This window comes from Paraburkholderia bengalensis (assembly GCF_037126505.1).
GTDB lineage: Bacteria > Pseudomonadota > Gammaproteobacteria > Burkholderiales > Burkholderiaceae > Paraburkholderia > Paraburkholderia bengalensis.
Map to the genome: position 1 here is coordinate 1 of NZ_JACFYJ010000104.1, position 26,432 is coordinate 26,432.

Below are 26,432 nucleotides of genomic sequence, written 5' to 3' on the forward strand. Positions count from 1 at the left end.
GCATCGACGAACTCACACCGTGGGTCGTCGCCGATCAGCTCCGCAGCCCAGCCTGACAATCACGATCCCCAGTCAAGACGTCGCTGCTGCAACGCTTACGCTCCAGACAGTAGTATGCTCTTTCCTGCACCACGTAGCTGGCCGATGACTTCAGCAATCCGTTTTGATAGCGCAGGCGCCACCCCTTCGAATGGCTCATCGAGCATCAACAGGCGAGTGCCCGTCATGAGTGCACGGCCCATTGCGACCAGTTTTTGCTGACCACCAGACAGCTCCAGTGCCCGGCGAGGTCCGAAATCACGAGCTTCCGGGATGACGCGATATACATTCTCGAGGCGTGCATTGATATCTTTTGCTTTGAGCGCCCAGGCCGGTACGCACAAATTTTCTTCGACGGTCATATCCGGGATCAAACGCCTATCTTCCGGCGCATAACCAATGCCGAGCGCAGTGCGCTCATGGGCAGCCGCTCGCATCAGGTCGACTCCGTCAAAGGCCAGTGTGCCAGCAGTGGGTTTCACGAGTCCCATGATGGCGCGCAGAGTAGTTGTTTTGCCTGCGCCATTACGTCCAATCAGCCCGACAATGGAGCCTTTCATAACTGAGAGATTCACGCCTCGCAGGATATCAGTGGTGCCAAAGCGAACGTTGAGATTGTTAATTTCAAGCGTGATCAGTCTCGCGTCCGATCGTTGTTTCACCAATGATCAATTCACGCACGGCAGGGTCGGCGAGTACTGCTTCAGGGCTACCATCCGCGATAATGGTACCGTCGCAGAAGGCCAGCACGCGATTGCTGTAACGCCGCACGATTTCCATATCGTGTTCGACGAACAAGACCGTAACGTTTTGAGCTCGCGCCGCGTCCAGCACCCGATTCATCACGTCGAATTTCTCATCGGCCGCAACCCCTGACGTTGGTTCGTCGAGCAACAGCACCTTTGGTTGGCAAACCATCGCCAGCGCGATGTCGAGCAATTTACGCGTCCCCTCGGGTAGCGTACCCGACAAGGCATCTGCGAACTCCAGCACGCCCAGTCGAGCGAGGCTTTCGTTCGCCAGTGCCGCTGGTACGCCGGATATTGCCAATGCGATCTCTATATTCTCGCGCGTCGTTTGCGACGTGAACAGTTGGGGTATCTGGAACGAGCGGGCGATACCCAGCTTCGTGACGCTGCGAGGCGCAAGACCAGTAATTTTCTTGTCGAAGTACAGGATCTCCCCGCTGTCAGGGCGGATGTAACCCGTTAACATATTGACGAACGTCGTCTTCCCGGCACCGTTTGTACCGATCAACCCCACGACGCTGTGCTCCTCAATGCTTACAGAGATGTCACGGGCAGGCGTAGCGCTGCCGAAGGACTTCTTCAGGTTGATAGCCTGGATGATGGTTTTTTTGCTCATACAGCTATGTCCTTTGAGCGGGGGGCCGTCGATTGCTTGGGCGTGCAGCCATGCGAACCAGTTGAGCGACTGCGCCGCGCGAAGCGAAAGCTCGACAAGCCGCCTGGCAGGAATGCGATGATAGAAAGCATGATGATACCCATCACGATCTGCCAGGCGTTGGGCGCATATCGATAGGCCGCTGCACGTGCAATCTCGAGCAGCAACGCTCCGAGAAATGGCGCAAAGGCGAATCGTGTGCCTGACAGCACTGCGATAAACACAAACTCACCAGATGTAGTCCAGAAAGCCATGTCTGGATCAATGTGACCAATATTGAATGCCGAAAGCGCGCCACCAAGCCCGGCCAGTGCACCTGCGATCGAGTAAGCCAGATGAATATTCGAGCGCGCGGACGTCCCTAGGTACTCGACACGGATTTCGTTATCCTTGATCGCAGGACCGAGGCGGCCCGGTGTCGAACGGAGATACAGACCAACTGCAACTGCACACATCAGTGCGGCGATAAGGACTATGACAAAGAGGCTGGTGCCAGCAATAGGGAAGCGCGTGTTGCCGTATCCAATCGTGGGCGCCTTTACATTGAAACCGTCGCTGCCGCCGAGGTCAGCATTGTTGAGCAGCGTTCCATACATGATCATGGACAGAGCAAGGGTAAGCATCGCGAAAAAGATGTCACGGTAGCGAGCAAGCAGAAACCCGAGCACCCAGGTGACAAGTCCTGACACTACCGTGGCGATGATGAGAAGGGCGAGCAGGTCATTAAGACCGTAAAAGTTCATCCCGAAACCGACACAGTATGCTCCGACGGCGTAAGTCAGCGCTTGCCCGAAAGACGCAAGACCAGTGCGGAGCAGGAGAGCTACGCCCAGCGCCACGATGCCTTTCGACAAGGCGACCGAGACCAAAAATTGCCACTGTGGTAGCGCAAAACCGACGACACCAATGCACGCAAAGCCAGCGACAGTAAGGAGCAATCCCTGAGAAGTGACGCGAGAATTCATATCTTGCGACCCTCCAGAGGTGCGAACAAGCCTTTCGGGCGTACTGCAAGCACCAACGCCATGGCAATATAAATTGAGAACAACTGCCCTTGGGGCCAGTAGTGCACAGCCATCGCACGCACCATGCCAACGATGAGTGCGCCCAAGGCTGCACCAGGTAACGAACCAAGTCCGCCGATGACTACAACGGCGAATGTCAGCACTACGATTTCCACGCTCATCCCGGGAGCGACTGAAATAGTGGGCGCGGTAAATGCGCCACCCAATGCGGCAAGCACGGCGCCGACGGCGAAGGTCCAAACGAAATAACGATTAACCTTGATGCCGAGCGCTTGACTTACTTCGCGATCGTGGATAACAGCGCGTAGCAGACGACCGGCACGAGCATAGCAAAGAAACAGCATCAAACTCATACCTGCGATGACCGCAGCCCCGAGGATGATGAAGTTGTAGCGAGGGTAGGACAGGTCGCCGAGTTCGAAATTACCGAGAAAGCTATAGGGCTCCGACACAGAATAGGGATCGACGCCCCAAACGAGCTTGATAACGTCTTCGATAATGAGGAACAGCGCATAGGTGACCAGCAATAACACAACGGGATCATGGCTGTAAAAGCGCTTCAGGATTCCGCGCTCAATCAGGATGCCCGTGACACCGCCGGCCACCACTGCAGCTATGACCAGCAAAAGGTAACCGTTTGGCGAACAGGCGGTCGCAGGCCTGGCGGTCAGTTTTCTCACCACTGAGATCGACGTTGAGATGGGGCAGCGAATCGGGAAGGACATACGCAAAGTGGCTGATCGGCTCTCGGCGCGCCTTGGAGCGTCGTTGAAGAATTTATGATCCGTGCGTCCGCGCGCAATGCACGCTACGCGTCTAAAACTTAGAATTTCGTGCAGATACGGCCCTCCGAAGAGAGCCTCAAGTTCGCGTCCGGTAACGAAGTACGTGCGCACCGTCCAGTCCAGTAATCAGCGACTTTTCGACGCTGCGAGTACGTTGGCAACCTGTTCTGCCGTAGCGCCCCGAACGCGTGCGTTAGCGCGCGCAGTACCGAACCCTACAAAAAGAACCATTTCATCGGCAGCAGGAGCGCCTGGAACAGCGACCTCGATCGCATCCATGGAGTCATACTCCCACGAATCATTGACGTCGCCAAACGCGAGATCAATGGAAGCGCCGACGCCAGCAGTTTTTGCGACGCCAGGAATCAGTGCAGGGCCAGCGCCAAGCGCATTTCGCATCGCCAATCCCAGGCGTGGGTGAATCATGGCGGCACCATGCTCGCTGTTACCGGCCTGGCCAATAATCACGGCCTTGCCATACGTACTGGGGCGCAATCTGTTTTCGAAGCGCGCCAGTGCACGCGTAGCCAGTTCAGATCCCACGTCGAACGACAGGTCCGCCAGTTGCCCGAGCTCTTCCTCTGTGGTAGCGCGCTGTCCTGCAAACGGGTTCCGTAGTACGGCAGCGGCAACAACGTGCTTTGCGGGATTGCGGACAGCGTAATCGCCTTCACTGACGATGTTGCGCTCGAAAATGAAAATTTGACGAACGATTCTGTTCGCGGCATCACTCATGACGAACCTCAGACGCAGGAGGAAAAATGCGCGGAGCCGCGCACCCCGGCAGTTCGTCAGCGTTTGATACGAGCGTAACCGGATAGTCGCGGGAAGTCACGCTGCACAGCCGCGTGCCGCTTTCCCGTGCGGCCCGCGTGGCGTTACCTTTGTCGAACTGATTGCCTATACGTCGACCGTCGGTGCGGTGAAATACGCATCGCGACGACGCTGGAGTGTGCATGCTGCCGCAGCGGGCGTTATCGCCCGTCGCGGGCAGAAATTGACTGAGCGTTTGCCACGCACCGATACGGTTGTCCGTGTACCGGTGCGAGGCCACCATCACGCCCTCGAGCTTCCTGCAAGGAAAGACGGAGGTTCGCGTGTGGCGACATGGCGCAGCGTTCATGCAGCGTACAGAGGTGTGGTGCGCGAGCGTTGGCTCGCCACCCGGCGAGGCTTGCCACGCCGGAGTGCGAAAGACACAACTGGCTTGCGCGCGGCAAAACAGATGCGGGTTGCGCTCGAGCCTAGCGAGCTTTCCCTGCAGGCGCGCCAGTGCCACACCATTTTGGTGCGTGATGTGAAAAAACTTCGCCTCGCGTCGAGGATGCCTTCCCGAGAACAGAAGCGCTCTCGCTGCGGATCCATAGACCATGAGCAATCTTGCACATCATTATTCAAACACAGAAACCGACAACAATGAATTGCACTGTCTGTGCTCGTTACCGCTCCGACAGGGCTTTACACTTCATTCATCGAGCCGCAAAAAAATCATTGCGCACGAGACATTTTCTGGAGAAACAGCGTGAAATTCGTCCGATTCCTTGTTGCAATGTCGATTTCAATCTCGGCATTCTCTTCGTTTGCGCAATCAACACCGCCAGCGCTCGATAGCGACGTGAGAGCACAGCTGGTTCAGGAAAGGATGGGGTATCGTTACTCGGATTCCACTGATCGGAGGAAAACATCAATCAATGACGCTAAACGGACTGCGTTGTTGCCGCATCAGATAACCGGGATAGATATGGGCCGTTACAATTTGACAGTCGTTCGACCATCGTTCTGAGCGCTCGCTTTATCGTTCTTCTTGCAAGGAAAGACGGAGATTCGCGTGGAGCAGCCTGGCGCACCGTTCCCCTCAGCAGGACCACCGTTACACAGTTACCGAACGGATCAGTCTCGGTCACCGCCAGATGATCAACGTTGAAGTCGAGCCCCACCGCGCGGTGCTGCATATCCAGCGTCACCTTCCGGCCGGCGCATGATCGAACGACACAAATGCCCGCCAGTGACGCTCGTCCCAGTGCAGACGCGAAGCTAGTGCGACATTCGCAGCCAGTGCCTCGGCAAGCGTCACGCCCTCAAGATTGAATGTCACATTGCGAATCGATTGAGGGCGTGATGGTGGCCCCGCACCGGTACACGGACAATCGTATTAGTGCGTGACAAACGCTCAGTCAACTTCTGTTCGCGGCGGGCGATAACGCCCGCTGCAGCAGCATGCACACTCCAGCCTCGTCGCGATGCGTATTTCATCGCACCGATGGTCGACGTATAGGCTGGGTCAACGAAAATCAGTTCGACACCTGCGCGGACGCACTTCGCTTCGGGCAGTTGCCGGTATTTCACGTAGAGCAGCCCCGAGAGCATCCTTGCGCCTTTTGGGCTGAGCTGCGTCATGGCTTTCTTTTTTGCGGCGAAATCCAGATTCTCCGCGACGACGGGTTCCAGTTCATCCTTCGCCCACGCCACTGCCGCCGATAGCGCACCGGAGTGCGCCGCCCGGCGTTGGCTCGACGGGGCGTCTTCCCGCAGCAGCGCAAAGCGCTCCGTGCGTGACAGGATTGATTTTAGGCTGCTGCTGGGTTATTGTATCGAATGATACAGAAAGAGACGGCTATGCCAAACAAGGGACGGCCAAGAGAATTCGACCGAGATGCTGCGTTACACTCAGCAATGCTGGTGTTCTGGCGCAAGGGTTTCCTCGCTACCTCAATGAATGATCTTTGCGAAGCCATGGAAATCCGCGCTCCAAGCCTCTATGCTGCATTTGGAAGCAAAGAGGATCTGTACATTGAAGCTTTGCGTCGATACAACGGTCTCGCACATCAATTGATCTGGGATCGGATTGATGGCGAGCCAACGGTACAGGAAGGTGTGCGAAGAGTTTTGTTAGCGGCTTCGGAGGTATTGCCTGAAGGACAAGATACCCCGTCGGGTTGCATGGTGAACCTGGCGACTATGGGTCATGGGCCGATCGGAACGGCACCAGATGCCGTTAAAGCAGCGCGACTGGACGGGCTCAAGGCACTCAGATCAGGAATTGAGCGCGCGGTAGCGTCGGGCGAACTTCCACACGGAACTGATACAGAACGCCTGAGCCGCTTCTACATGGGCGTAATACAGGGCATGGCAGTTCAAGCTTATGACGGTGCGAATCAGGAAGATTTGGCAGGTATGGCGGAAGCTGCCATGGCAGCGTGGCCGGTCAAGTAAGCAGAATGCCTGCTTACCCTTCAGGCAGGCATTCTTGTGTCATCCGGGGTTCTGGGCATTTGGCTGTGCGAGTGAGGCAACTTCTCGCTCGTACGTAGTCACACGTCAGCAATGACCACCCGGATCCCTGGCGGACGTTGAATCTGCCAGTCGAAACCACTGGCAATGACACCACTTGATCAAAGTGCTCCGTGACGAACGGCAAGTTCGACGGCACGTTCTTTCGCTTGCGTCAGAGCAGCGAGCGCATCCGGTGTCAACAAGGATGGCTGCAGAAGCACTTCGTCGATGGCATCAACGCCCGCCTGGTTCAACCATCCTTTCAGATATGCACCTTGGTGGTCGACACCGAAGGCAGGGGAAGGCATGGTTGGGCCATACACGCCCGCTGTCAGGAAAAGACTAGCGTGCTTGTTCTTCAGCAACCCGATGAACCCTTTGGCTGGCTGAAGAGTCCATGTCAGGCCCGGCTGATGGACGATGTCAATATAGTGCTTTAGCCTATACGGAATTCCGTTATTCCACATCGGCGAGGCTATCACATATCGATCTGCCGAGATAAAGCGATTGGCGATCTCCGTAACTTTGTCCCATGCTGCCCTCTGAGTTGCATCGAGTGCTTGGCCGGTCATGACGCTCATCTTTGCGGCAACCGTGTTCGTATCGAACTCTGGCAAGTCCTCCTCCCAAACTCGAAGGGTATCCACCTCGATTCCGGGATTTGTTTTTCGGAGCTCATCAAGGTACGTGTTAGCGAGCAGGGTAGATCCCGAAAGTGTGCCTCGCGGGGATGCTTCGATATAGAGCAGCTTCGACATGATGCACTCAGTTTGAATATGGTTTTAGGGGAAATGCCGTTTAAACATAGGTGAGCCTCATACGTATCGCAATCCGCAGATCGCTGCCGATTGTGTCGAATGTGACAGCAAAATTACCGCTTGACACATGGCATGATTCACTGTGTTTGATCTATCGGATCACGATTAGCGTTAGTCCTGCAATCACTTGCGCCTCTGCCTTTTTGCAACGCCGCTCGTGGCGCACCACTATTTGACGCGTATGACATCATCGACTCTCAGCACCCAGCACAACTCTCGCTCTTGAGGAAGCACGAGTGCGTGCACAAAACGCACACAGCAATAGCCAACGCCTCGCGTTTGCTTTATCACCAGCAACAGCCGTTCACCGCGAAGAGGTCTTACCGTAGCTTCAAATTATGCTAGACATACTGGAAGTCTACATTCGCGAATGCTCGTGGCCACCGCCAGGATGCGTTCGACGACAGTCCTGGCGGTGTGTAATACCCCAAAAAATTACTGGGTCTTCAACGTGTTGAGGTGTTCCATCCCAATATCTGCGACGAGCTTGGCCTGAATCGGTGCGATGGCGGTATTGGCAGCGATGGCACCGAAGTCCAGTCCGACGACGACGCGGTTGGAGCGTTGGCCGCTCGGCTGGGCGATGATGTCGACGATCGCCGTTGCGATGTCATGCGGGTTGGGGGCATTCTCCGAGGCAAACAGACCGCCCAGGAATTCTTCGAAGGCTGCCGGCATTTTGGCGACATCGCCATAGCTGTCGGCCCGGGCGGGGTCTGCCGGCTTCTGGATTGCCGTGTACAGCTTTGTCGGATACGGGCCGGGCTGAACCAGGACGACATCGATGCCTTGCTGTGACAGTTCGTAGCGGTAGCCTTCCGTCACGGCTTCTACTGCGTGCTTGGAGGCACCATACAGTGCGAAGAACGGCAGGGTCACGCGGCCGAGAATGGAGCCGATGTTGATGATGAGACCGGCCTTTGCCTGATGCATGCTGGGCAGGGCGGCGCGGGTCACACGCTGGATGCCGAACACGTTCACGTCGAACATCGCACGGGTCTGTTCTGGCGTGAAGGTTTCCTGGATCCCGCCAGCAGCGATGCCGGCATTGTTGATCAGGACATCGAGCTTGCCGCCGGTTTTGGCGAACAGTGCCTTGAAGGCGGCGTCAACGCTTGCATCGTCGGTGACATCAAGTTCAAGCGTCTCGATGCCTTGGGACTGCAGCTCCAGGGCGGCTTCACGATGACGGCCATTGATGTCGCGCATGGTCGCGAAAACGCGATGACCTGCCGCAGCCAGCGTTCGGGCGACGTCGTTGCCGAAGCCGTTGGAGGTGCCGGTGATGAGAATCGTCTTGGACATACTATTTCCTTTCAGTTTTACAGTTAGTCAGGCCCAACCTGACGTTCGGTGTCAGTGCCGCGATTGGCTCGCACGGCTTTTTTCCTGCGTTGCACCCATTTGTGTAACGAGCGTTAAAAATATAGACAGGCCACTGCTCGTCGTCAAGCATTTTTTTAACGTACACTACAGATATTGCATTGTCAGGAGGTGGACCATGCTACGCGGGCGTCCCAGAGAGTTCGATCGCGAACAGGCACTGCTTGATGCCATGTTGCTGTTTTGGCGCAAGGGCTTCCACGCCACGTCACTACGGGATCTGGGTGATGTGCTGGGCATTCGCATGCCGAGCCTCTATGCTGCCTTTGGCAGTAAGGAAGAGCTGTACGTGGAGGCTGTCGACCTGTATATGCAGCTAACTCGGACGCTATGGCGGCATCTGCAAGAAGCGCCGTCGGCCCGTGAAGGAGTTCGGGAGCTTTTGCTCGCGACGGCGGGTGAACTTACAAATCGCGAGGCGCATCCGATCGGCTGCATGGTCACGTTTGCAACGATCGATGAAGATATGCCAGCTGTTGTCGCCGCCGCGATCCGGAATGCGCGCTGCGCCTGGCTTAACGCCATTCGTGAGCGGCTAGAAATCGCTGTTACCGAGGGAGAACTTCACGATTTGGCCGAAGCAAGCCGTTTAAGCCATTTCTATGCCGCAATTGTGCAAAGCATGGGTATTCAGGCTCACGACGGCGCACCCTTTGCGGAACTCAAGGACATCATCGATCTGGCAATGGTTGCCTGGCCCGAACGAAATGACCGCGTCGCGGCAAAGCGTGGGCGAAACCGGGCAATTGCCGCTTCAGAGCCATCAGCAAGGAAACGCAGGTATTAGTGTGTGGTCCGAGGGGGGCACTCATGCGACCCATAAGAGGCATGGTGCGCGAGCGCTGACTCGCCACGAGGCACGATTGCACCTAAGACGGAGTGCGCAAGGCGCCCACGGACGCAGTGCTCGCGCCGTTTCTCCTCGGCAGGGCGTTCGATTGCACTGCGAAGACCGACTGCACGAGCAAATTTGTGCAGATAAAACTAGATATCGATCACGGGAAAATGTCGCGGCTTGAAAATCGGGACGTGCGCAATGCACGCTTGCCAGATCAAGAAGATTCGCTATCGTAGCGTGCCTTCTACCTGACCAGCGGCTCGGGCTCAATGAACTTTGCTATTGGCGTGGCTGCAGTCTGTGTTCACAGCGGGTCTGCGAAGCGAGGAGACGCATCCGTAGCGAAGACCTCCGGTTATTCACCGCGCCCGTCTGGCATCGATATGTCGCGTTGCCGCATGTGAGTCAGGTCGAAGTCTTCGACACTGAATACAACGACCGTTTATCTATGTTTCGTCAGGATGATTAACATAATCCACGTTCACAGAACGAACGAAAAAGACATTGACAGAGCGCAAATTTAAGTCCTAGACTAGGTTCAGATGTTCTGAACACACCTGCGCATGGTGTGCGCGATACTGTTCTATCAACTGTTCCAGCTCACAAGAGTTGGAAAGGCAATAAAGCCCATCCAGCCATTCAGGCGTGATGGGCTTTTTTTTTCTGCGTATTGATCGAAGCAGACAGACACATGACAATTCGAACTCTCATACCGGTGGGGCTATTGTGCTCGAGCACAGGAGACTACGGCGAGATCGGCGAGGCGATGCTTTCGGCTTCCTTACTCGCGATTCAGCAGATCAATGAGGATCCGTCGTACGACTTTTATTTAAACCCGGTCGTCGCGAATCCAGGTGGCCAGCTCGATAAGTATTTCTCGCTGAGTCAAGACCTCTTGTACGGTCAAAAGATTCGACACGTAGTTGGCTGTTACACCTCGTCGAGTCGAAAAGAGGTGATTCCAGCCTTTGAGCGAGCTGACGCTCTTCTCTGGTACCCCTCTCACTACGAGGGATTTGAGTATAGCGACAATGTGATTTATCTGGGCGCGGCGCCGAATCAACATATTGTTCCGCTCGCGGCCTACATGATGTCTCGGCATGGCAAACGCGTGTATTCGCTAGGTTCTAACTACGTCTGGTCTTGGGAAAGTAACCGCGTAATGCGCGAAATTACGGAGGCTAACGGTGGGAGCATTCTTGCCGAACGTTACACGGAGCTGGGTGCAACGGATCTTGCGCGAGTGATGCAGGAGATTCAGGACCTCAAGCCGGACTACATTTTTTCGTCTGTGATCGGCGCGACAACTGCGGCCTTGCTATCTGCACATAGCGAAGCGCGGCTGAGATCTAAAGCAAAGGGAGTTTCCTATCCGTCAATCGCAAGTTGCAATATTTCGGAGCTGGAGTTGCGAGCGGCGCCACCTGAGGCGCGACGCGGACATATTTGTTCTTCCGTTTACTTTCAGAGCATCGCATCCTGCGCCAATCTCGCCTTCCTGGATGCATTTCATGCTCGATTCGGCCAGTCACGAGTGACGACGTCCGACGCTGAGGCATCGTATGTGGCAGTGCATTTACTCGCGCGAGCCATTCGAGCGTGCGGATCGGATGACCCAGCGAAGGTGCGTGAGGCGGTGGGAGCGTGCCGTTTTGAAGCGCCACAAGGACCGGTATGGGTAGACAGCGAAAACCACCACGCGTACCTCACGCCGAGGCTGGGGCGCTCGACTCCTCATGGCCAATTTGAAATTATCCAGACTTCAGATGATCCTGTCCCGCCTGACCCTTTTTTGACATGGTTTGATCCCAATCGCGACATTCATGCATGGTCGACGACGCAACAGCTTCTAGCTACGAAGGCGCGTCCTCAATTGAGGGCCATTCAATGAAAACACAATCGGTACCAGTCTTTCGCGGGCGGCGTGCGTTAATTGTGCACAAAGACGATCGAGACAGACAGCTGCTGGAATCACAGCTATTACGTCTTGGAATGACAGTCACCTGTTCATCCTGGTGTTCCGATGTCGATTGGCCAGTGGTGCAAATCTGCTTTTTCGACACAGATACCCAACGAAAGCATCCTTTTCCCTGGCCAGTTGGCGCGCCGAACATCCCACTGATTGCAATGATCGGTTCTGAGACCCCGGAGCGCATTCAATGGAGCATGGCACAAGGGATATCGGCATTTCTGGTCAAGCCTGTTCGCTCCAGGGGAACATATCTGGCATTGCTGCAAGCCGAGGAGATTCACAAACAGAGGTCAGTGGCGATCTCGGAGATCAATGAACTTAAAGATCGGGTGAAATCTCGGCGCATCGTTTTTAAGGCATTACTTTTGATTATGAAACGAAGCAGGATCGATGAGGATCAGGCGTTTGAACGACTCCAGGCTGTCAGCATGGAGCGTGGCATCTCCATCGAAGAATTGTGCGTCTCGCTCTTGTGCGGTGACACACTCGATGAGTGGCAAACAGCAAGAGCGGATACAGGGTGAATCTTGTACAGGCTGCAAGGATTGAGGTCAAATCACTTTTCATAGAGTAAAAAGACGCGATGAACTGGCTCAAAACTTCAATTATGCACACACGTGGTGTCGCACGCGGAGAGATAGGAAAGCTGCACGAGCTCTCTGAAGAACGGCAAGGCACGTTCCACTACACAATTGGACCTTACTCAAACCCGGTCATGTCGATATCGCCCGGTGACAAGGTCATCATTGACACAATGGACGCTTATGAGGGCAAGTTGCGTACAGAAAAAGACCTTCCGAGCGAGCACCTTCGCGTTCCATTTCTGAACCCTCAAAACGGCCCGATCATGGTGAACGGTGCGGAAAAAGGTGACGTGCTCGCCGTATACATCGAATCGATGCGCCCAAGAGGCGAAAATCCGCGCGGCACTACCTGTCTCATCCCACGGTTTGGCGCACTCACGGGTACAGATTACACTGCAATACTGAATGCGCCGCTGCCTGAGATCACGCGCAAGGTTGATCTGGACGAAGAGGGCGTGTACTGGAGCAAGCGGGTGCAACTCCCCTACAAGCCACACATCGGGACGCTTAGTGTTTCTCCTGAGATTGACTCAATCAATTCTCTGACGCCTGATAATCACGGCGGGAACATGGACGTACCTGATATGGGGCCTGGGAGCATCACGTATCTTCCCGTGCGCTCTCCGGGAGCACGCCTCTTCATCGGAGACGCGCACGCCTGTCAGGGGGACGGTGAGCTTTGTGGTACTGCGGTTGAGTTTGCAAGTCGGACGACGATACATGTAGATCTAATTAAAGGGTGGATGATTGACTGGCCACGGCTTGAAACGGAGGATCTGCTGATGACCATTGGCAGTGCACGACCTCTTGAGGACGCAACGCGGATTGCGTACAAGGAGCTAGTCCTCTGGATGGCCGCAGAATATGGATTTGATCAATGGGATGCGTACATGATTTTGAGCCAGGTAGGCAAAGTGCGACTTGGCAATTTCGTCGATCCGAAGTATTCAGTTGGGGCCGCGATACAAAAGCAGTATCTGCAGCCATGACGCGAAGAAATCAAAAAACCGGTTGACTTCCACATTTTTGATCTCCTAAGCTAGAAGCAGAAACAGTGGTTTTTAGATGTTAGATGTCGTCTTCATGAAGTGAGGAAGGTCCAACTTGCTCGTCACACATGTGGCGGGTATGGCGATGAAGCCCTTTGCACAGATCCTGTGCAAGGGGCTTTTTTACTTTGCTGGAGCATTGCATGATTGGCCGAAAATTCGCCCAGGAGATGGCTACGTCTGTGGACCGAAAAAGCACGACCAGATTTTATAGCATTCTAGTTATTGCTAACGTTATGCTCTGGTTGTGGGCAGCAGTGGAATTTCGAGGGAATACAGTCGGGATAGGACTGGCCCTGACTGCTTTCGGTTTGGGGCTTCGACACGCTTTTGATGCCGACCACATTGCGGCCATTGATAATGCCACCCGCAAGCTGATCCGTGCGGGACGAGGCGTAATCGGTGTCGGATTTTTCTTCGCATTGGGCCATTCACTTGTCGTGCTAATTGCTGCGACCGGGATCGCGCTTGGAGCGAGAAGCGTTTCATTGAACCATCCAGAGTTAAAAGAGTTTGGATGCGATGTCGCATCGGTCGCATCGTTCACTTTTCTCTTGCTGATTGGGCTGAGCAATGTCGCTCTTCTCAAAGACAGTCTCCGCTGCCGGCGCATTGAGAAGGCTGAGGGCGACTGCGCGGAACCGGCCAATTTGCAGCCCGCAGGATATCTGATGAGAGCTTTGTTCCCATTTTTCACACTCGTCGAGAAAAGCTGGCACATGGCGCTCGTTGGAGCCGTCTTCGGGCTTGGGTTCGACACGGCAACAGAGATCGCGTTGCTTAGTCTGTCAGCTGGACAAGCGGCGGACGGTGTCGCTATCAATAACATTCTCATCTTTCCGGCGTTATTCGGCGGTGCGATGACGTTGGCGGATTCGACCGACGGCGTGTTGATGAATTACGCCTACCGCTGGTCAATTGATCGATCGGGTGGAGTTGCATTTTACAACACAGGTATAACTGCGCTTTCTATTTGCGTCGCCATGGTAATCGGTCTTGGAGAGGCATTGAGCTTTGTGAGCCGAAAATTTTCTTTGACAAGCGGGCCATGGGATGCGATCAACCGATTCAATGAAAATTTAAATCTGGTTGGGTTTCTGGTTGTCGCGGTCTTCGCAGTAGGTTGGGCTGTGAGCGCAGGGCGTTACAGAATGAAACAGCGTCAAGTCCTGGTTCGACGGGCGTAAGTTATCGGCCCAAAAACTTTCAGAGGATGATTTGTTATGGGACATATTACGCAAGATACTGTGCCGGACTTGGTTGTTGCACGAAATGTAACAAAGAATTTTGGCGCAGTCGCGGCGCTAAAGGATGGAACTTTGAGCTTACGAGCCGGTGAAGTGCACGCTCTTATCGGAGTAAACGGTGCAGGAAAGTCGACGCTCTCTCGGGTGCTGAGCGGTCATGTGCGCCGCAGTGGAGGTACTTTACAAATGCGCGGCGTGGACGTGGATTTTTCGTCGCCAAGAGACGCAATGCAACACGGCGTCTCGTTGGTCATGCAGGAGACCAGCATCGCGCCAGACATGTCGGTGCTCGAGAACATCTGCCTTCCGCGCTTTGGCACACGTGGAAGCATTCAGTGGCGCCAAATGCGCGCGCGAGCGACCGAGATCATTGATGAACTGGGCCAAGCTGCCCAGATCTCGCTGACAATGCGCGCTGGGGACCTCTCTATGGCCCAGCGACAGATTATCGAAATCGGTCGGGCGCTACAGCAAGATTCTGATCTCATTATTTTCGATGAACCGACTGCTTCATTATCGCCCACAGAAGTATCAAGTCTGTTTGCGGTCATGCGTTTGCTTCGCGAACGTGGTAAAGCCTTGGGTTTTGTATCCCATCGTCTGGAAGAAATCTTTGAGATAACGGATGCAGTGACGGTGATGCGAGATGGACGTACTGTCGAAGCCAGTGTGCTCACTGCGAACCTTACGCCAAACAGTCTCGTCAGGATGATGGTAGGGCGCGACATCGAAAATCTCTATGAACGCAAACATGTTGCGCAGAAGGATCTGATCTCGCGAGAAAGCGTGCTAACCGTCCGCAATCTATCGGCGCCGCCGTTGGTCAAGGATGTCTCATTTACGTTGTATGCGGGCGAGATCCTGGGGCTGGCTGGTCTGGTCGGGGCGGGACGATCAGAGACATTAGAGACGTTATTCGGGCTCCGAAAACGAGATGATGGCGAAGTGCTGTTACGGGGAAAAAGGTTTGCGGCATTGTCACCTGAAAATGCGATCTCCCACGGGATCGGGATGATCGGTGAGGACCGCCGTCGACAAGGAATTATCCCGGATTTTTCTGTCACCGAAAATCTGTTGCTGGCACATTTGGGCAGTGACCCAGGGATGCGGAGGAATTATAAAAAACATGCCGAGGCAATTCAAAATCTGTTGTTAGAGCTGGATATGCCCGGTCACGTTCTTGGCGCCCCAATGTTGGGGCTCAGTGGTGGCCAACAGCAGAAAGTGATTTTCGCAAGGTGGTTGCTTTTAAACCCGTCAGTTTTACTGCTAGATGAACCGACAAGAGGCGTTGACATTGGCACGCGAAATGTCATTTATCAAATTATCCGGGAAATCGCGGAGAAAGGCGTTGGTGTTATCTGCGTTTCCTCCGATTTTGAGGAAATTCTGGGGCTGGCTGACCGCATTGTCGTCATGAGCGATGGTTCGTCGATTGCGGAAGTCGACAGCGATCTGCTTGATCCAGAGGTGCTGACGATGCTCTCAACGCCACGATCCTCTGCACGAGGCCTTCGCAAGGTGTTAGCAGATGTGGCTCAGGGAGCAGGTGGTTGTGCCTATTGGTTCCAAGTTGAACATGACACAGTTTTTTGTTTCGACAAGACGGGAGACGACAAGCTGATGATCGGTGTGCAGCCGAATCAATTTCCTCTCGTGGAAAACACGTGTATTCCTAAAGCCTTACGCGAGTTGGGTCGCAGTGAGCTTCAGATTGATGACGAGATGTTTTCGACGATATCGTTTCCGATTTGTAACCAAAATGGGCATGGGTTCGGTTACATCGGGTGTTCAGTAGCTCGCGGTTCTTTTAACCAATCTCCGAGTGCACTTCGTGCTCGACTGGAAGCAAGCATGCGCGAGTTTTGTGGAGAGCAGTTGCAGGTTCGCCAACGCGAAGAGGAATCTTTGGTATGAAAGCCCTATCCCCAGGTGTGGATGCATCACAAATGTCAGGTCGCCCCATAAGTAGACTGAAAGCGTTCGCATATCGTTTTCAGGTCGAATGCCGGATGTTTGCAGTTTTCTTGATACTTGGAGCAGTGCTTTCTGTTTCGTCTTCGCACTTCCTTTCATTGGGAAATATTGCGAACTTAATGGATCAGTCGGTTGTAACGGGCATCGTTGCGATCGGCCAGACGTTTGTCATTCTTGTCGCAGGTATTGATCTTTCAGTCGGGGCATTGACTGGTATTTCGGCTGTAATCCTGGGACTTGCGATGACCTCGGCGGGGCTGCCGATTCCGATGGCGATTTTTGGATCACTAATCTGTGGCGCTCTTTTAGGGCTGATCAATGGATTGCTTGTGACCTTTGGAAGAATTGCACCTTTTATCGTGACGCTAGGAATGATGTCGATCGGGCGATCACTGGCATATATCGTTAGCAACGGGAATTCGATCTCATCGCTGCCGGAATCTTTCGCAGTATTTGGGTCTGCGGACATGTCCGGAATTCCCGCTAATTTCATCTTCGTGGTCGCACTGTTTGTCGTTGCATGGAGCTATCTCTCCTACACCAAAGGAGGCAGGACCATCTATGCCATTGGGTCGAACATAGAAGCGGCACGCGCGAGTGGTTTGAAAGTGTCGTATTACATGACGTTTGCGTACGTGCTATCCGGCGCCTTGTCTGCTGTCGGGGGTGTCATGCTGAGTTCGCGTCTCATGTCGATCGATCCGGTTGCTGGCACGGGGTTGGAGCTAGATGCTATTGCGGCCGTGGTAATCGGCGGTGCTAGTTTGTTCGGTGGACGAGGTTCAATGATTGGAACATTTCTCGGCGTCTTGATCATGGTGATGATTCGAAACGCACTGAACCTATTGAACGTTGGGCCGTACTGGCAAGGTAGTGCCATAGGCGCAATCATTATCATCGCCGTACTTGCAGAACGATTCGCGTCAACCCGATTGAGCCGGAAACGCTGAGCATGCTGTCTTGCGTCAAATACCATAACCTTGAGGAAAGAGAAAAATGAACACATTGATTAAACGATTTACTCGGCGCTGCAAGATTGGATTGATTCCTCTGGTGGCTGTGATGGGTTTTCTGTGCCCACCGTTCGCATTTGCCGATGGGACCGCAGCCGCCGGGAAGAAAATCGCATATCTTGCGCCTGGATTCGATATTCCATTCTGGCGAACGGTGTCAAAGGCGATCACTGAAACGGTCAAGAGCGAAGGGGGAACAGTAACCAGCTACGACTCACACAATGACGCAGCAACGCAGCTGAAGAATGCGCAGGATGCGATATCTCAAGGAGTAGCGGGAATTATCTTTTCCCCCACCGATTCGTCAACAGCGCCGAGCGTGCTGGCTGCGGCAGCCCGTGCGAAGGTCCCCGTTGTGATTGCGGATATCGGCACCAATTCCGGAGAATATGTATCTTTTGTTGTATCGGATAACGAAAATGGAGCGTATGAGACGGGTAAGAAACTCGCTCAGGAGCTCAAGGCCAAGGGCTGGACAGGTGGTGGATATGGTATTTGCACAATTTCGCTTGCGCGGCAGATCGGGCAGTGGCGGACTGAGGGGTTCAGGCGAGCCATGCGAGAGGCTGGTGTAAAGGAGGTTGCCCTGAATCAGATGCAGCGTTATACCGCAGATGAGACATTTCGGTTCGTGCAAGACATGATGACTGCTCACCCTGACATGCACGCGGTGATTATCGAGATCGATCAACCAGTTATTGGTGCCGCTCGTGCCATTCGTGTTGCACATAAAGAGGATCAGGTAGCACTGGCAGGTTTCGATGGATTGCCCGAATTTGTAGACATGCTTCGGAATGGCACGCTCGTTGCAGCCGGCATGCAGCAACCGTACATGATGGGACAAAAATCAGTCGAAGCACTGATTGCCAATTGGAATGGAAATCCTCCACCGAAAAAGATCGTTCTTCCGATGACGATCGTAACGAAAGATAATGTCCAGCAATTGCTGCCCACGCTTCAGAAGATGACTTTCCCGAGCGCGAACTAACGCCAAGGAGCACAGAGATGGCAAAGCCTCATTCCGGGCCAGCGGCCTCCGACCCAGCGTTGCGCGTTCAGGCGCTAGAAGCTGCGCTGATCGAAAAGGGGATCGTTGATCCTGCTGCGCTTGACGCGCTCATCGACAACTATGAGAACAAGGTTGGCCCGCGAAATGGGGCAAAAGTTGTGGCCCGTGCGTGGGTCGACCCAGCATTCAAAACGAGATTGCTGTCGCGCGCGACAGAGGCAATTGCGGAACTAGGATATAAGGGGTTGCAGGGCGAGGATATGGTTGTTGTGGAAAACACGCCTCACGTGCACAACATGATTGTGTGTACCCTCTGCTCATGTTACCCATGGCCAACGCTTGGTTTGCCGCCAGCGTGGTATAAGTCGGCCGCTTACCGGGCTCGAGTGGTTATCGATCCTCGGAGTGTGCTCGAGGAATTTGGGGTTTCGCTCTCCGCTGACGTAGAAATCCGGGTCTGGGACTCTATCGCTGAGCTACGTTATCTGGTGCTACCGCAACGACCGGTAGGGACCGAACATCTCGATGAGCTAGCGTTGGCCGATTTGGTCACGCGAGACTCCATGATAGGTGTCGGATTGGCTCTTAGCCCTCACACTGCTGGCACAGGAGTCGTGAAATGAATGGAATTCATGATATCGGTGGGATGCATGGGCTAGGCCCCATCGATCCCGAAGCCGATGAGCCCGTATTTCACGCAGATTGGGAGAGACGGGTTTACAGTTTGTTCACCAGCTTGCTGTACACCGGGGCGTACACAGGCGACGAGTTTCGCCACGCCATAGAGAAGATGCCACCGGGGGAATACCTCGGTACATCCTACTACGAGCACTGGCTAAGCGGGTTTGAGCGGATACTGGCAGATAAGGGAATTATCAGCGAAGGCGGCGCGGTCGCCCCGGGGAAAATGCACCTGCGCACGCTGTCGCTCGCTGACGTACCCAAAGTGATCGCCGCAGGTATGTCTGCTCGTCGAGGGTATGAAAAATCGGGTCAATTTGAAGTCGGTGATGCTGTCGCTGTTCGAAATATGAATCCGGCGACACATACGCGCCTGCCAGCATATGTCAGAGGTAAGCGAGGCGTCGTTGCAATTGATCATGGCGTTTTTGTGTACCCCGATTCGAATGCTCACGGACTCGGCGAAAACGAGCTACATTGCTACTCCGTGAAATTTTCGGCGAGAGAAGTGTGGGGCGACTCTGCATCGGAGCGAGATACACTGCAGGTCGATCTCTTCGAAGCCTATCTTGAGCGGGTCTGACATAATTGTTGTGGAGACGAGCGCCATGCTTAACGCAGTCGATCTGCACTACAAGTGCATCCCGTTCACCGAAGCGGATGACGTGATATTTGACGAGCCCTGGGAGGCCCGAGCGTTTGCGCTTGTCTTGCAACTCTCGAAATCAGGATTCTTCAGCTGGGGGGAATGGGTCGAATTTTTTTCGGCTGAAGTGCGCCGTGCGGAGGAGTTGGAGAAGGCCGGTCAAGATTTCCCACGATATTATGATCAATGGTTGGCGGCCTTGGAGAAAATCGTAGTAGCCAAAAAATTAACGTCCTCTGGGCAGCTTTTTGCCAAGCAGTTTGTTACGAGCCAGGTGGTTTCGTCGTTAGGTGCGGCATCATCCATGGACGCAGCAGGAAGTCAACGATGAATACATTGAGACATGAAACAGATGCTCGCATCCCTGTCACTGTGCTTACCGGCTTTCTCGGGGCCGGAAAGACCACGTTGCTCAATCGAATCCTCACAGAGCAGCACGGAGAGCGGATTGCGGTCATCGAAAACGAATTTGGGAAAGAGAGCGTTGATAGCACGTTACTGATAGCTGAAGAAGAAGAGCAGATTGTTGAGGTGAACAATGGCTGCATTTGCTGCACAGTTCGTGGAGATCTTGTGAGGATCTTGAACCGGCTCTACGAAAATCTTCGAACCAATCAGTTGAATTTTACGCGGGTCATCATCGAAACAACTGGACTAGCAGATCCTGCACCGGTAGCGCAGACGTTCTTTATCGAAGAAGACATCGCAAAGCGCTACTTCCTTGACGGCGTAGTTACTGTAGTTGATGCAATTCATGCGTCTGAGCAACTAGATGCGTTCCATGAAGCGCAAGAGCAGGTGGGTTTCGCAGATCGTATTCTCGTGAGCAAGACAGATCAGATCGACACTATCCGAGTAGACGAACTTACACGGAGACTGCGACGGATGAACGCTCGCGCACCCATTACCGCTGTGGATCTAAGGAGATCTGAGATACCTCAGATAGTCGACATCAAGGGTTTCTCGCTCTCAGATATTCTAGAAATCGAGCCTGGATTCCTCGAACCCGAATCTCATGAACATGACGAATCCATAAAGTCGATCGCGTATCGCACTTTTGATGCATTTGATGGCGTTGCGCTTCGTGACCATTTGCATCAACTGGTTGCCCAATATGGGACAGATATGATGCGCTATAAGGCAATCGTCGCTGTAGATGGACTTGAAAGTCGGCTGATAATTCAAGGTGTCCACATGGTGATGAACGCTGATTTAGGATCAAATTGGGCACTCGATAAACCGAGAGAGTCACGTTTCGTGTTCATCGGCCAGAATCTGCCAGTGCCGTCAATCGAGCGCATGCTTGAGCAATGTGCAACCGTTGATAAGCTCGCGAATGAACAAGCCTAGGTCACTGGGCATCTACGTCAGACAGGGTTGATAACACCGACGATCGACGTGGCGCCACAGGATCACCAGTCTTTGGTCTCCGCACATGGCAGTGCAGTGCACTGCCATGCGCGCTATGCCAAAGTTATATTGAGTTATGAAACCCGTCGCGCAACGCAAAATACCTCGGGTTATAGGCATCAAGTATTGCTGTCGCCTTCTCGTTGGGCGATCCGTAGACGTCCAGCCCGATCTGCCGACAGGCCTGACTAAATCTCTCCGCAAACGTTGCGCCAAAGGTAGTCGCATGCGCAATCACGGCTTCTGAGTTGCGGTAGCGTTCGTAGGTGTGGCAGATCGTATCGTTGGCGTTGAAATACCAGTCGTAGTCCAGCGTGCCGGGCTCCTGCCGACTCGATACGATGAGCTCACGAACGAGTGCTCGAAATTCCTCGAGCTTGCCGGGAAGAATTTCAACTTCTATGCGCCAGAACGTTTCGTCCGGCTGTCGAGTGGAATTCGGAGATGGCTCTGACATGGTGTTCGCCTTTCGGATTGGTAGATTATCTTCCCAAGTCAATTAGGGACAGAGTATTGCTTTTCCGCTGTATTTCTCTGCGACAGAGATGGCAGCCAGGTGCTGCTCGAAGCTATATTCGCCCGCCACGGGGAACGTTAACTCGCCGGCCGCGACTAACGGGACAAGCTCTTCGTACATAGCCGAAACTTTTATGGGATCTGGCGTTCGGAAGTAATTGAAAATCCAAAAACCCCGGATGGTTTGATCGAAAAACAAAAGGCGAGGCCCCGATGCCGTGAAAGGCTGCCCGCTCATTCCGCTCCAGATCACAACCGTACCGTATAGCGTCACCGCGTTGAGCAGGTTTTGCGTGGCCGTATCACCCACGCCATCCAGCCCCAGGACAATTTTCGCGTTTCCAGTTGCAGAAGAAACGCGTTCAGCAAGGCCGGGTCCATCAACGAGTACGATGTCTCCGCCCAGCGCTTCTATTTCGCTGACGACTTCGGCTCGCCGCACTACGTTCACGGTCCTGATATTTTTTGCTTTCGCAATAGCGATAACGGCACGGCCTACCGACGAGTTTGCAGCGTTCTGGATGATCCAATCACCGGGTTTAAGCTGGACAAATTGCGTCAAGATCAAATATGCTGTTGCGGGATTTATGCCAAGCATGGCAAGCTGATTCACATCTGCCTGCGGCAATGGTCTCAGCCAGGTGGCGTTTGTTTTTACCCGCTCAACCCATGACGGTGCGAAAGGCGGCACCAACACACGATCTCCTTCCTTCACGTGCTTAACGCTGCTACCAGCAGCGGAAACACGCCCGACGCCCTGGATGCCAAGAATATGGGGCAAAGGAGGAAGATTCCCGTAGATTCCAGCGATCATGTACAGGTCCGATGGTTCAACTGGCGCGGCTTCGACGTCGATGATGATTTCGTCTGGCGCTGGTGCACCGACGCCTGGTACGTCGACGAGTTTTACCACGTCAGCGGGCGTACCGTATCCCGTTAGCTGAATGCTTTTCATCTCAAAACTCCTTTGCTATTGAGCACAACGACAACGCCGCCTTTTTTCATTGAAGTGTTGCATTTTCGAACTTGCGAAGCGGCCATTTGCTAATGGGACTCAGCAATGTCAATGCATTTTAAAGGTCCTACAAGCCGTTCAAGGCTGTGAGCGACGCAGTCATTCGGCATGCAGGACGCTTTGCGTCAGTTCACTTTCAACGTGTTGAGGTGTTCCATCCCAATATCTGCGACGAGCTTGGCCTGAATCGGTGCGATGGCGGTATTGGCAGCGATGGCACCGAAGTCCAGTCCGACGACGACGCGGTTGGAGCGTTGGCCGCTCGGCTGGGCGATGATGTCGACGATCGCCGTTGCGATGTCATGCGGGTTGGGGGCATTCTCCGAGGCAAACAGACCGCCCAGGAATTCTTCGAAGGCTGCCGGCATTTTGGCGACATCGCCATAGCTGTCGGCCCGGGCGGGGTCTGCCGGCTTCTGGATTGCCGTGTACAGCTTTGTCGGATACGGGCCGGGCTGAACCAGGACGACATCGATGCCTTGCTGTGACAGTTCGTAGCGGTAGCCTTCCGTCACGGCTTCTACTGCGTGCTTGGAGGCACCATACAGTGCGAAGAACGGCAGGGTCACGCGGCCGAGAATGGAGCCGATGTTGATGATGAGACCGGCCTTTGCCTGATGCATGCTGGGCAGGGCGGCGCGGGTCACACGCTGGATGCCGAACACGTTCACGTCGAACATCGCACGGGTCTGTTCTGGCGTGAAGGTTTCCTGGATCCCGCCAGCAGCGATGCCGGCATTGTTGATCAGGACATCGAGCTTGCCGCCGGTTTTGGCGAACAGTGCCTTGAAGGCGGCGTCAACGCTTGCATCGTCGGTGACATCAAGTTCAAGCGTCTCGATGCCTTGGGACTGCAGCTCCAGGGCGGCTTCACGATGACGGCCATTGATGTCGCGCATGGTCGCGAAAACGCGATGACCTGCCGCAGCCAGCGTTCGGGCGACGTCGTTGCCGAAGCCGTTGGAGGTGCCGGTGATGAGAATCGTCTTGGACATACTATTTCCTTTCAGTTTTACAGTTAGTCAGGCCCAACCTGACGTTCGGTGTCAGTGCCGCGAGGCCGGGGATACGGATTGCCTTTGAATCAGAAAGCTAAGTCAATGCGAGGTCACGCATCGTTGGCACTACTGATGCGAGGATCATACGGTTCCAGTTCGACGGAACCTTAACCACATTGCGTCGTGGCCGGAAGACGTCGTCTCCAGCCCTGATTGGCTGTCCAGAAAGTGCACAAAAGCCACTAGTGCGAGCAAAACCCAAGCGCCATATCTGGTCGCCGTAATGTCCCGTCTGCGAATCACTCCAGCAGACGCTGATGGTATGAGGCGTAAGTACTTCATGAATGAAAATCCGCGCAGGCGGAGGGATCCATTCGGCTCTACGTGCTTCAGGCGACGCAAGAATCTTCTTCAACCTGAACTTCTTCTTGAAAGATGACTCGATGTGGCCGACGTGTAGATCATTGCTTGGGCGAAGCAATTGCAAAAGCGCACGCTCGACAATCTCAGCATCACTCGAACAGCTAACGTTTTTATTCATGTCCGTGTCACGAAATCTGGTTTCAGATACCTGTTGATCGCCTGCAAACGCGCATCACTTTGCGCCTTATCGTTATCGTTGGCGACAACATTGAGGGCTTCTACTGAAAATTATCTGTTTTAGCTTGTGGTGAAACTAAGACATACTTATGAAATCTACATTCATTGCGCTTACATGAAAATGCGATCTCCTGCTATTTGAGATTAACCTTTCAAAATTAAAGAATTTGTTAGCTTCACCACTATGTTCGGAATCTTGATACTGGCCGTTACACGACCGGCATGAAAGCCATCAGTAATGGCAGCCGAACGAGCGACGTCCGGCACTATCAGTAATTACATAATCTGTAGATGATGGCAGTTGAAGCAGGAGGGCTGCTCTCTGTTAAAACGATATTCCGGCTGTATTACGCCACATCGCGCAACAACCGGCAATTAGACTAAGGTATCGATTTTTTTAGCTAAACATGGGGCGCTGGCCTCGGGCCAAGGTGCAATGGTTTTTTTAGCGGGCGGCCAAAACTCGCTCGATTGAGATTTCAGCACGTGAACCTATCTTGAAATTGCATTTCTGAATGTATTGAGAAATGATCTTGGCTGGATTGTCCGTGGTCGTCGGCGGCACCAGCGTAACGCAGTAAGCATTACCCTCGACCCAGAGCCCGCTGCTTCGGGAGAGACAGGCTGTTGTGGGAGTGCGTCAATTCTGACGAGCGCAACGCCGTGCTATCGGCTGCACTGACAACGGCTGCGGATGGACAATAGGCGTTCGCGAGCTCGTCGCAAAGGATCTCGCCTTCACTGTGAAGAAGAAAGCGATAGGGCAGGTCAATTAAAAGCGGCCACGCATGCTCTCCGGACTGCTCCATGCGAAATACCGGCAACTGGGTGAAGCGAAATGCTTCCGTGCACGTGTCGAACTCGTAAGAATTGATCACCTGTACGTCGACATCGGCGCCGTGAAATGTGCATCGTGACGGGACTGGAGTGTGCATGCTGCGGCGGCGGGCGTCATCGCCCGCCGTGAGCAGAAGTTGGCGGTACGTCTGCCGTGCGCCGGTACGGCTATCCGTATTCCACTGAGAGACGGTCAGCACGCCCTCGAGCTACTTGCAAGGAGAGCGAAGATTCGCGTGTGACCGGCAGGTGCGGCGTTCATGCCGTGTGCGCAGATGATGCAGTGCGCGAGCGCTCGCAGCCCGGAGCGGTTCGCCGTGATGGAGTGTGAAAGGCAATATCGTGCGACGCCCGCGTCGCACGCCTGAGCAGGGGTGGCCATTTGCCCTGCAAAGACAAGCTGCATGAGCAGACTTGTGCACCTTCAAACGGCAGTATTCCGTGACGCCACCTTCAAAACGTGTCTTCAAGCTATTCGGCGCAGAATCCAGCGTCGATTTCGGGGCATGAAATGTGAGCAACTGTGTTGACCAATGTCTTCGCGGCTGCGGCGAGGGCAATGGCCACCATGGCACGATGATCAAAACCAGCAGCTTTTACCGCCATGATATCGCTGTCGGATACCTGAGTTCGGTCGATTGCGATTGCTGCGGCGAACCGACGGACTGATTCCAATTTCGGATCTGCGATTGGACCACCATCTCGAAGCGCCTTAACGACATCCGCCGATGCCCCTAGTCCATTGCGTCATTGAAAAGGCACCTGATGTGGTATTCAATGAAATGCATGGAAAAGATGAATCTGACGGCGCTTGAGCGCGAGCAATTGCTCTCAGCAACTCGCAGCCAGACAGTGCGCGCAGCTGACGCGCGGCGTGCCCGGCTTATTTTGATGCTTGACGATGGCCAATCACGCGAGGCGATCATGCAGCAGCTGCGATGTGACTCGCGCTTCATTTAACGGTGGTCGAGTCGGTTCCTGGCCGAGCGGCTGGCCGGCCTGTATGCGCGCCATCCTGGACGTGCTCCCGTGCACCCACCTGAAAAGCTCGAGGCGCGCGTGTTGAAACTCACGCTCACACGCCGTCCTCTGGACGGATCGACGCATTGGAGCAGCTATAAGCTGGCTGCGGCACTGGGTGATGTGGGCGCCTCGACGGTACAGCGGATCTGGCGCAAGCATGGCGTGCGTCCTCATCGGCTCGATACGCACATGGTCTCGAACGACCCTGACTTCGAGACCAAGGCTGCAGACGTGATAGGCCTCTATCTGAACCCTCCCGCTCATGCGGCAGTGTTCTGTGTGGACGAGAA

27 protein-coding genes and 1 pseudogene are annotated in these 26,432 nt (G+C 54.2%); 14 read left to right on the forward strand and 14 right to left on the reverse strand.

Features of this window, described 5'->3' with window-relative positions; all coding sequences use genetic code 11:
* Positions 1-95: 95 nt before the first annotated feature.
* From H3V53_RS36110 to H3V53_RS36135, 6 genes are all read right to left on the reverse strand, one after another.
* Positions 96-701: an ABC transporter ATP-binding protein gene (locus H3V53_RS36110; RefSeq protein WP_336601917.1), complete on the reverse strand. Its 606-nt coding sequence runs from the start codon at positions 699-701 to the stop codon at positions 96-98.
* Entirely contained in the window at positions 664-1,404 is a 741-nt protein-coding gene (locus H3V53_RS36115; protein ID WP_336601918.1) for an ABC transporter ATP-binding protein, read from the reverse strand. The genes H3V53_RS36110 and H3V53_RS36115 overlap by 38 nt, the downstream gene beginning before the upstream one ends.
* Entirely contained in the window at positions 1,401-2,408 is a 1,008-nt protein-coding gene (locus tag H3V53_RS36120; protein ID WP_336601919.1) for a branched-chain amino acid ABC transporter permease, read from the reverse strand. The genes H3V53_RS36115 and H3V53_RS36120 overlap by 4 nt, the downstream gene beginning before the upstream one ends.
* Positions 2,405-3,148 carry a branched-chain amino acid ABC transporter permease gene (locus tag H3V53_RS36125; RefSeq protein WP_336601920.1) on the reverse strand — a complete coding sequence of 248 codons (744 nt, stop codon included), beginning with the start codon at positions 3,146-3,148 and terminating at the stop codon, positions 2,405-2,407. The genes H3V53_RS36120 and H3V53_RS36125 overlap by 4 nt, the downstream gene beginning before the upstream one ends.
* 231 nt (positions 3,149-3,379) lie before the next feature.
* Positions 3,380-3,988 (reverse strand): amino acid synthesis family protein, encoded by a 609-nt coding sequence (locus H3V53_RS36130; protein ID WP_336601921.1) that lies wholly within the window; start codon positions 3,986-3,988, stop codon positions 3,380-3,382.
* Between the two features lie 1,356 nt (positions 3,989-5,344).
* Positions 5,345-5,722 (reverse strand): hypothetical protein, encoded by a 378-nt coding sequence (locus H3V53_RS36135; protein WP_336601922.1) that lies wholly within the window; start codon positions 5,720-5,722, stop codon positions 5,345-5,347.
* 147 nt (positions 5,723-5,869) lie between these two features.
* Here H3V53_RS36135 and H3V53_RS36140 point away from each other — a divergent pair, with 147 nt between their 5' ends.
* Complete coding sequence (locus H3V53_RS36140; RefSeq protein ID WP_336601923.1) at positions 5,870-6,466, forward strand: TetR/AcrR family transcriptional regulator; 597 nt, start codon at positions 5,870-5,872, stop codon at positions 6,464-6,466.
* A 179-nt stretch (positions 6,467-6,645) separates the two neighbouring features.
* Here the strand turns inward: H3V53_RS36140 and H3V53_RS36145 are convergent, their stop codons facing one another.
* Together H3V53_RS36145 and H3V53_RS36150 are read right to left on the reverse strand one after the other, a co-directional pair.
* Positions 6,646-7,284: an FMN-dependent NADH-azoreductase gene (locus tag H3V53_RS36145; RefSeq protein WP_336601924.1), complete on the reverse strand. Its 639-nt coding sequence runs from the start codon at positions 7,282-7,284 to the stop codon at positions 6,646-6,648.
* A gap of 495 nt (positions 7,285-7,779) precedes the next feature.
* Positions 7,780-8,649: an SDR family oxidoreductase gene (locus H3V53_RS36150; protein ID WP_336601925.1), complete on the reverse strand. Its 870-nt coding sequence runs from the start codon at positions 8,647-8,649 to the stop codon at positions 7,780-7,782.
* 196 nt (positions 8,650-8,845) lie between these two features.
* Here H3V53_RS36150 and H3V53_RS36155 point away from each other — a divergent pair, with 196 nt between their 5' ends.
* From H3V53_RS36155 to H3V53_RS36210, 12 genes are all read left to right on the forward strand, one after another.
* On the forward strand, positions 8,846-9,514 hold the full coding sequence (locus H3V53_RS36155) for a TetR/AcrR family transcriptional regulator (protein ID WP_336601926.1): 669 nt from the start codon (positions 8,846-8,848) through the stop codon (positions 9,512-9,514).
* 742 nt (positions 9,515-10,256) lie between these two features.
* Positions 10,257-11,456 carry a transporter substrate-binding domain-containing protein gene (locus H3V53_RS36160; RefSeq protein WP_336601927.1) on the forward strand — a complete coding sequence of 400 codons (1,200 nt, stop codon included), beginning with the start codon at positions 10,257-10,259 and terminating at the stop codon, positions 11,454-11,456.
* A complete protein-coding gene (locus H3V53_RS36165) occupies positions 11,453-12,061 on the forward strand; it encodes an ANTAR domain-containing response regulator (RefSeq protein WP_336601928.1) in 609 nt (202 codons plus the stop codon). The genes H3V53_RS36160 and H3V53_RS36165 overlap by 4 nt, the downstream gene beginning before the upstream one ends.
* Positions 12,062-12,120: 59 nt before the next feature.
* Complete coding sequence (locus H3V53_RS36170) at positions 12,121-13,110, forward strand: acetamidase/formamidase family protein (RefSeq protein WP_336601929.1); 990 nt, start codon at positions 12,121-12,123, stop codon at positions 13,108-13,110.
* Between the two features lie 203 nt (positions 13,111-13,313).
* On the forward strand, positions 13,314-14,357 hold the full coding sequence (locus tag H3V53_RS36175) for a HoxN/HupN/NixA family nickel/cobalt transporter (RefSeq protein ID WP_336601930.1): 1,044 nt from the start codon (positions 13,314-13,316) through the stop codon (positions 14,355-14,357).
* Positions 14,358-14,393: 36 nt separating this feature from the next.
* Positions 14,394-16,334 carry a sugar ABC transporter ATP-binding protein gene (locus tag H3V53_RS36180; protein ID WP_336601931.1) on the forward strand — a complete coding sequence of 647 codons (1,941 nt, stop codon included), beginning with the start codon at positions 14,394-14,396 and terminating at the stop codon, positions 16,332-16,334.
* A complete protein-coding gene (locus H3V53_RS36185) occupies positions 16,331-17,344 on the forward strand; it encodes an ABC transporter permease (RefSeq protein ID WP_336601932.1) in 1,014 nt (337 codons plus the stop codon). Before H3V53_RS36180 ends, H3V53_RS36185 begins: the two co-directional genes overlap by 4 nt.
* A 46-nt stretch (positions 17,345-17,390) precedes the next feature.
* Positions 17,391-18,395, forward strand: coding sequence for a substrate-binding domain-containing protein (locus tag H3V53_RS36190; RefSeq protein WP_336601933.1), 1,005 nt, complete (start codon positions 17,391-17,393; stop codon positions 18,393-18,395).
* A 17-nt stretch (positions 18,396-18,412) separates the two neighbouring features.
* The gene (gene nthA, locus H3V53_RS36195) at positions 18,413-19,039 is read left to right on the forward strand and encodes a nitrile hydratase subunit alpha (RefSeq protein ID WP_336601934.1); all 627 of its coding nucleotides are present in this window, start codon (positions 18,413-18,415) and stop codon (positions 19,037-19,039) included.
* Positions 19,036-19,680, forward strand: coding sequence for a nitrile hydratase subunit beta (gene nthB / locus H3V53_RS36200; RefSeq protein WP_336601935.1), 645 nt, complete (start codon positions 19,036-19,038; stop codon positions 19,678-19,680). Before nthA ends, nthB begins: the two co-directional genes overlap by 4 nt.
* Positions 19,681-19,705: 25 nt before the next feature.
* Positions 19,706-20,074, forward strand: a complete 369-nt coding sequence (locus tag H3V53_RS36205; protein ID WP_336601936.1) for a nitrile hydratase accessory protein — start codon at positions 19,706-19,708, stop codon at positions 20,072-20,074.
* The gene (locus tag H3V53_RS36210) at positions 20,071-21,093 is read left to right on the forward strand and encodes a CobW family GTP-binding protein (protein ID WP_336601937.1); all 1,023 of its coding nucleotides are present in this window, start codon (positions 20,071-20,073) and stop codon (positions 21,091-21,093) included. Before H3V53_RS36205 ends, H3V53_RS36210 begins: the two co-directional genes overlap by 4 nt.
* A gap of 124 nt (positions 21,094-21,217) precedes the next feature.
* Here the strand turns inward: H3V53_RS36210 and H3V53_RS36215 are convergent, their stop codons facing one another.
* The 6 genes from H3V53_RS36215 to H3V53_RS36240 form a co-directional block, all read right to left on the reverse strand.
* The gene (locus H3V53_RS36215; RefSeq protein ID WP_336601938.1) at positions 21,218-21,610 is read right to left on the reverse strand and encodes a putative quinol monooxygenase; all 393 of its coding nucleotides are present in this window, start codon (positions 21,608-21,610) and stop codon (positions 21,218-21,220) included.
* Between the two features lie 42 nt (positions 21,611-21,652).
* Positions 21,653-22,624, reverse strand: coding sequence for a zinc-dependent alcohol dehydrogenase family protein (locus H3V53_RS36220; protein ID WP_336601939.1), 972 nt, complete (start codon positions 22,622-22,624; stop codon positions 21,653-21,655).
* A 185-nt stretch (positions 22,625-22,809) separates the two neighbouring features.
* Positions 22,810-23,679, reverse strand: a complete 870-nt coding sequence (locus tag H3V53_RS36225) for an SDR family oxidoreductase (protein ID WP_336601940.1) — start codon at positions 23,677-23,679, stop codon at positions 22,810-22,812.
* Between the two features lie 97 nt (positions 23,680-23,776).
* On the reverse strand, positions 23,777-24,223 hold the full coding sequence (locus H3V53_RS36230; RefSeq protein ID WP_336601941.1) for a DUF3331 domain-containing protein: 447 nt from the start codon (positions 24,221-24,223) through the stop codon (positions 23,777-23,779).
* Between the two features lie 643 nt (positions 24,224-24,866).
* Positions 24,867-25,319, reverse strand: coding sequence for a hypothetical protein (locus H3V53_RS36235; RefSeq protein WP_336601942.1), 453 nt, complete (start codon positions 25,317-25,319; stop codon positions 24,867-24,869).
* 271 nt (positions 25,320-25,590) lie between these two features.
* A complete protein-coding gene (locus tag H3V53_RS36240) occupies positions 25,591-25,794 on the reverse strand; it encodes a hypothetical protein (protein WP_336601943.1) in 204 nt (67 codons plus the stop codon).
* Positions 25,795-25,896: 102 nt separating this feature from the next.
* Between H3V53_RS36240 and H3V53_RS36245 the strand changes: the two are divergent.
* Positions 25,897-26,432: pseudogene (locus tag H3V53_RS36245) on the forward strand (helix-turn-helix domain-containing protein); the annotation flags it as partial.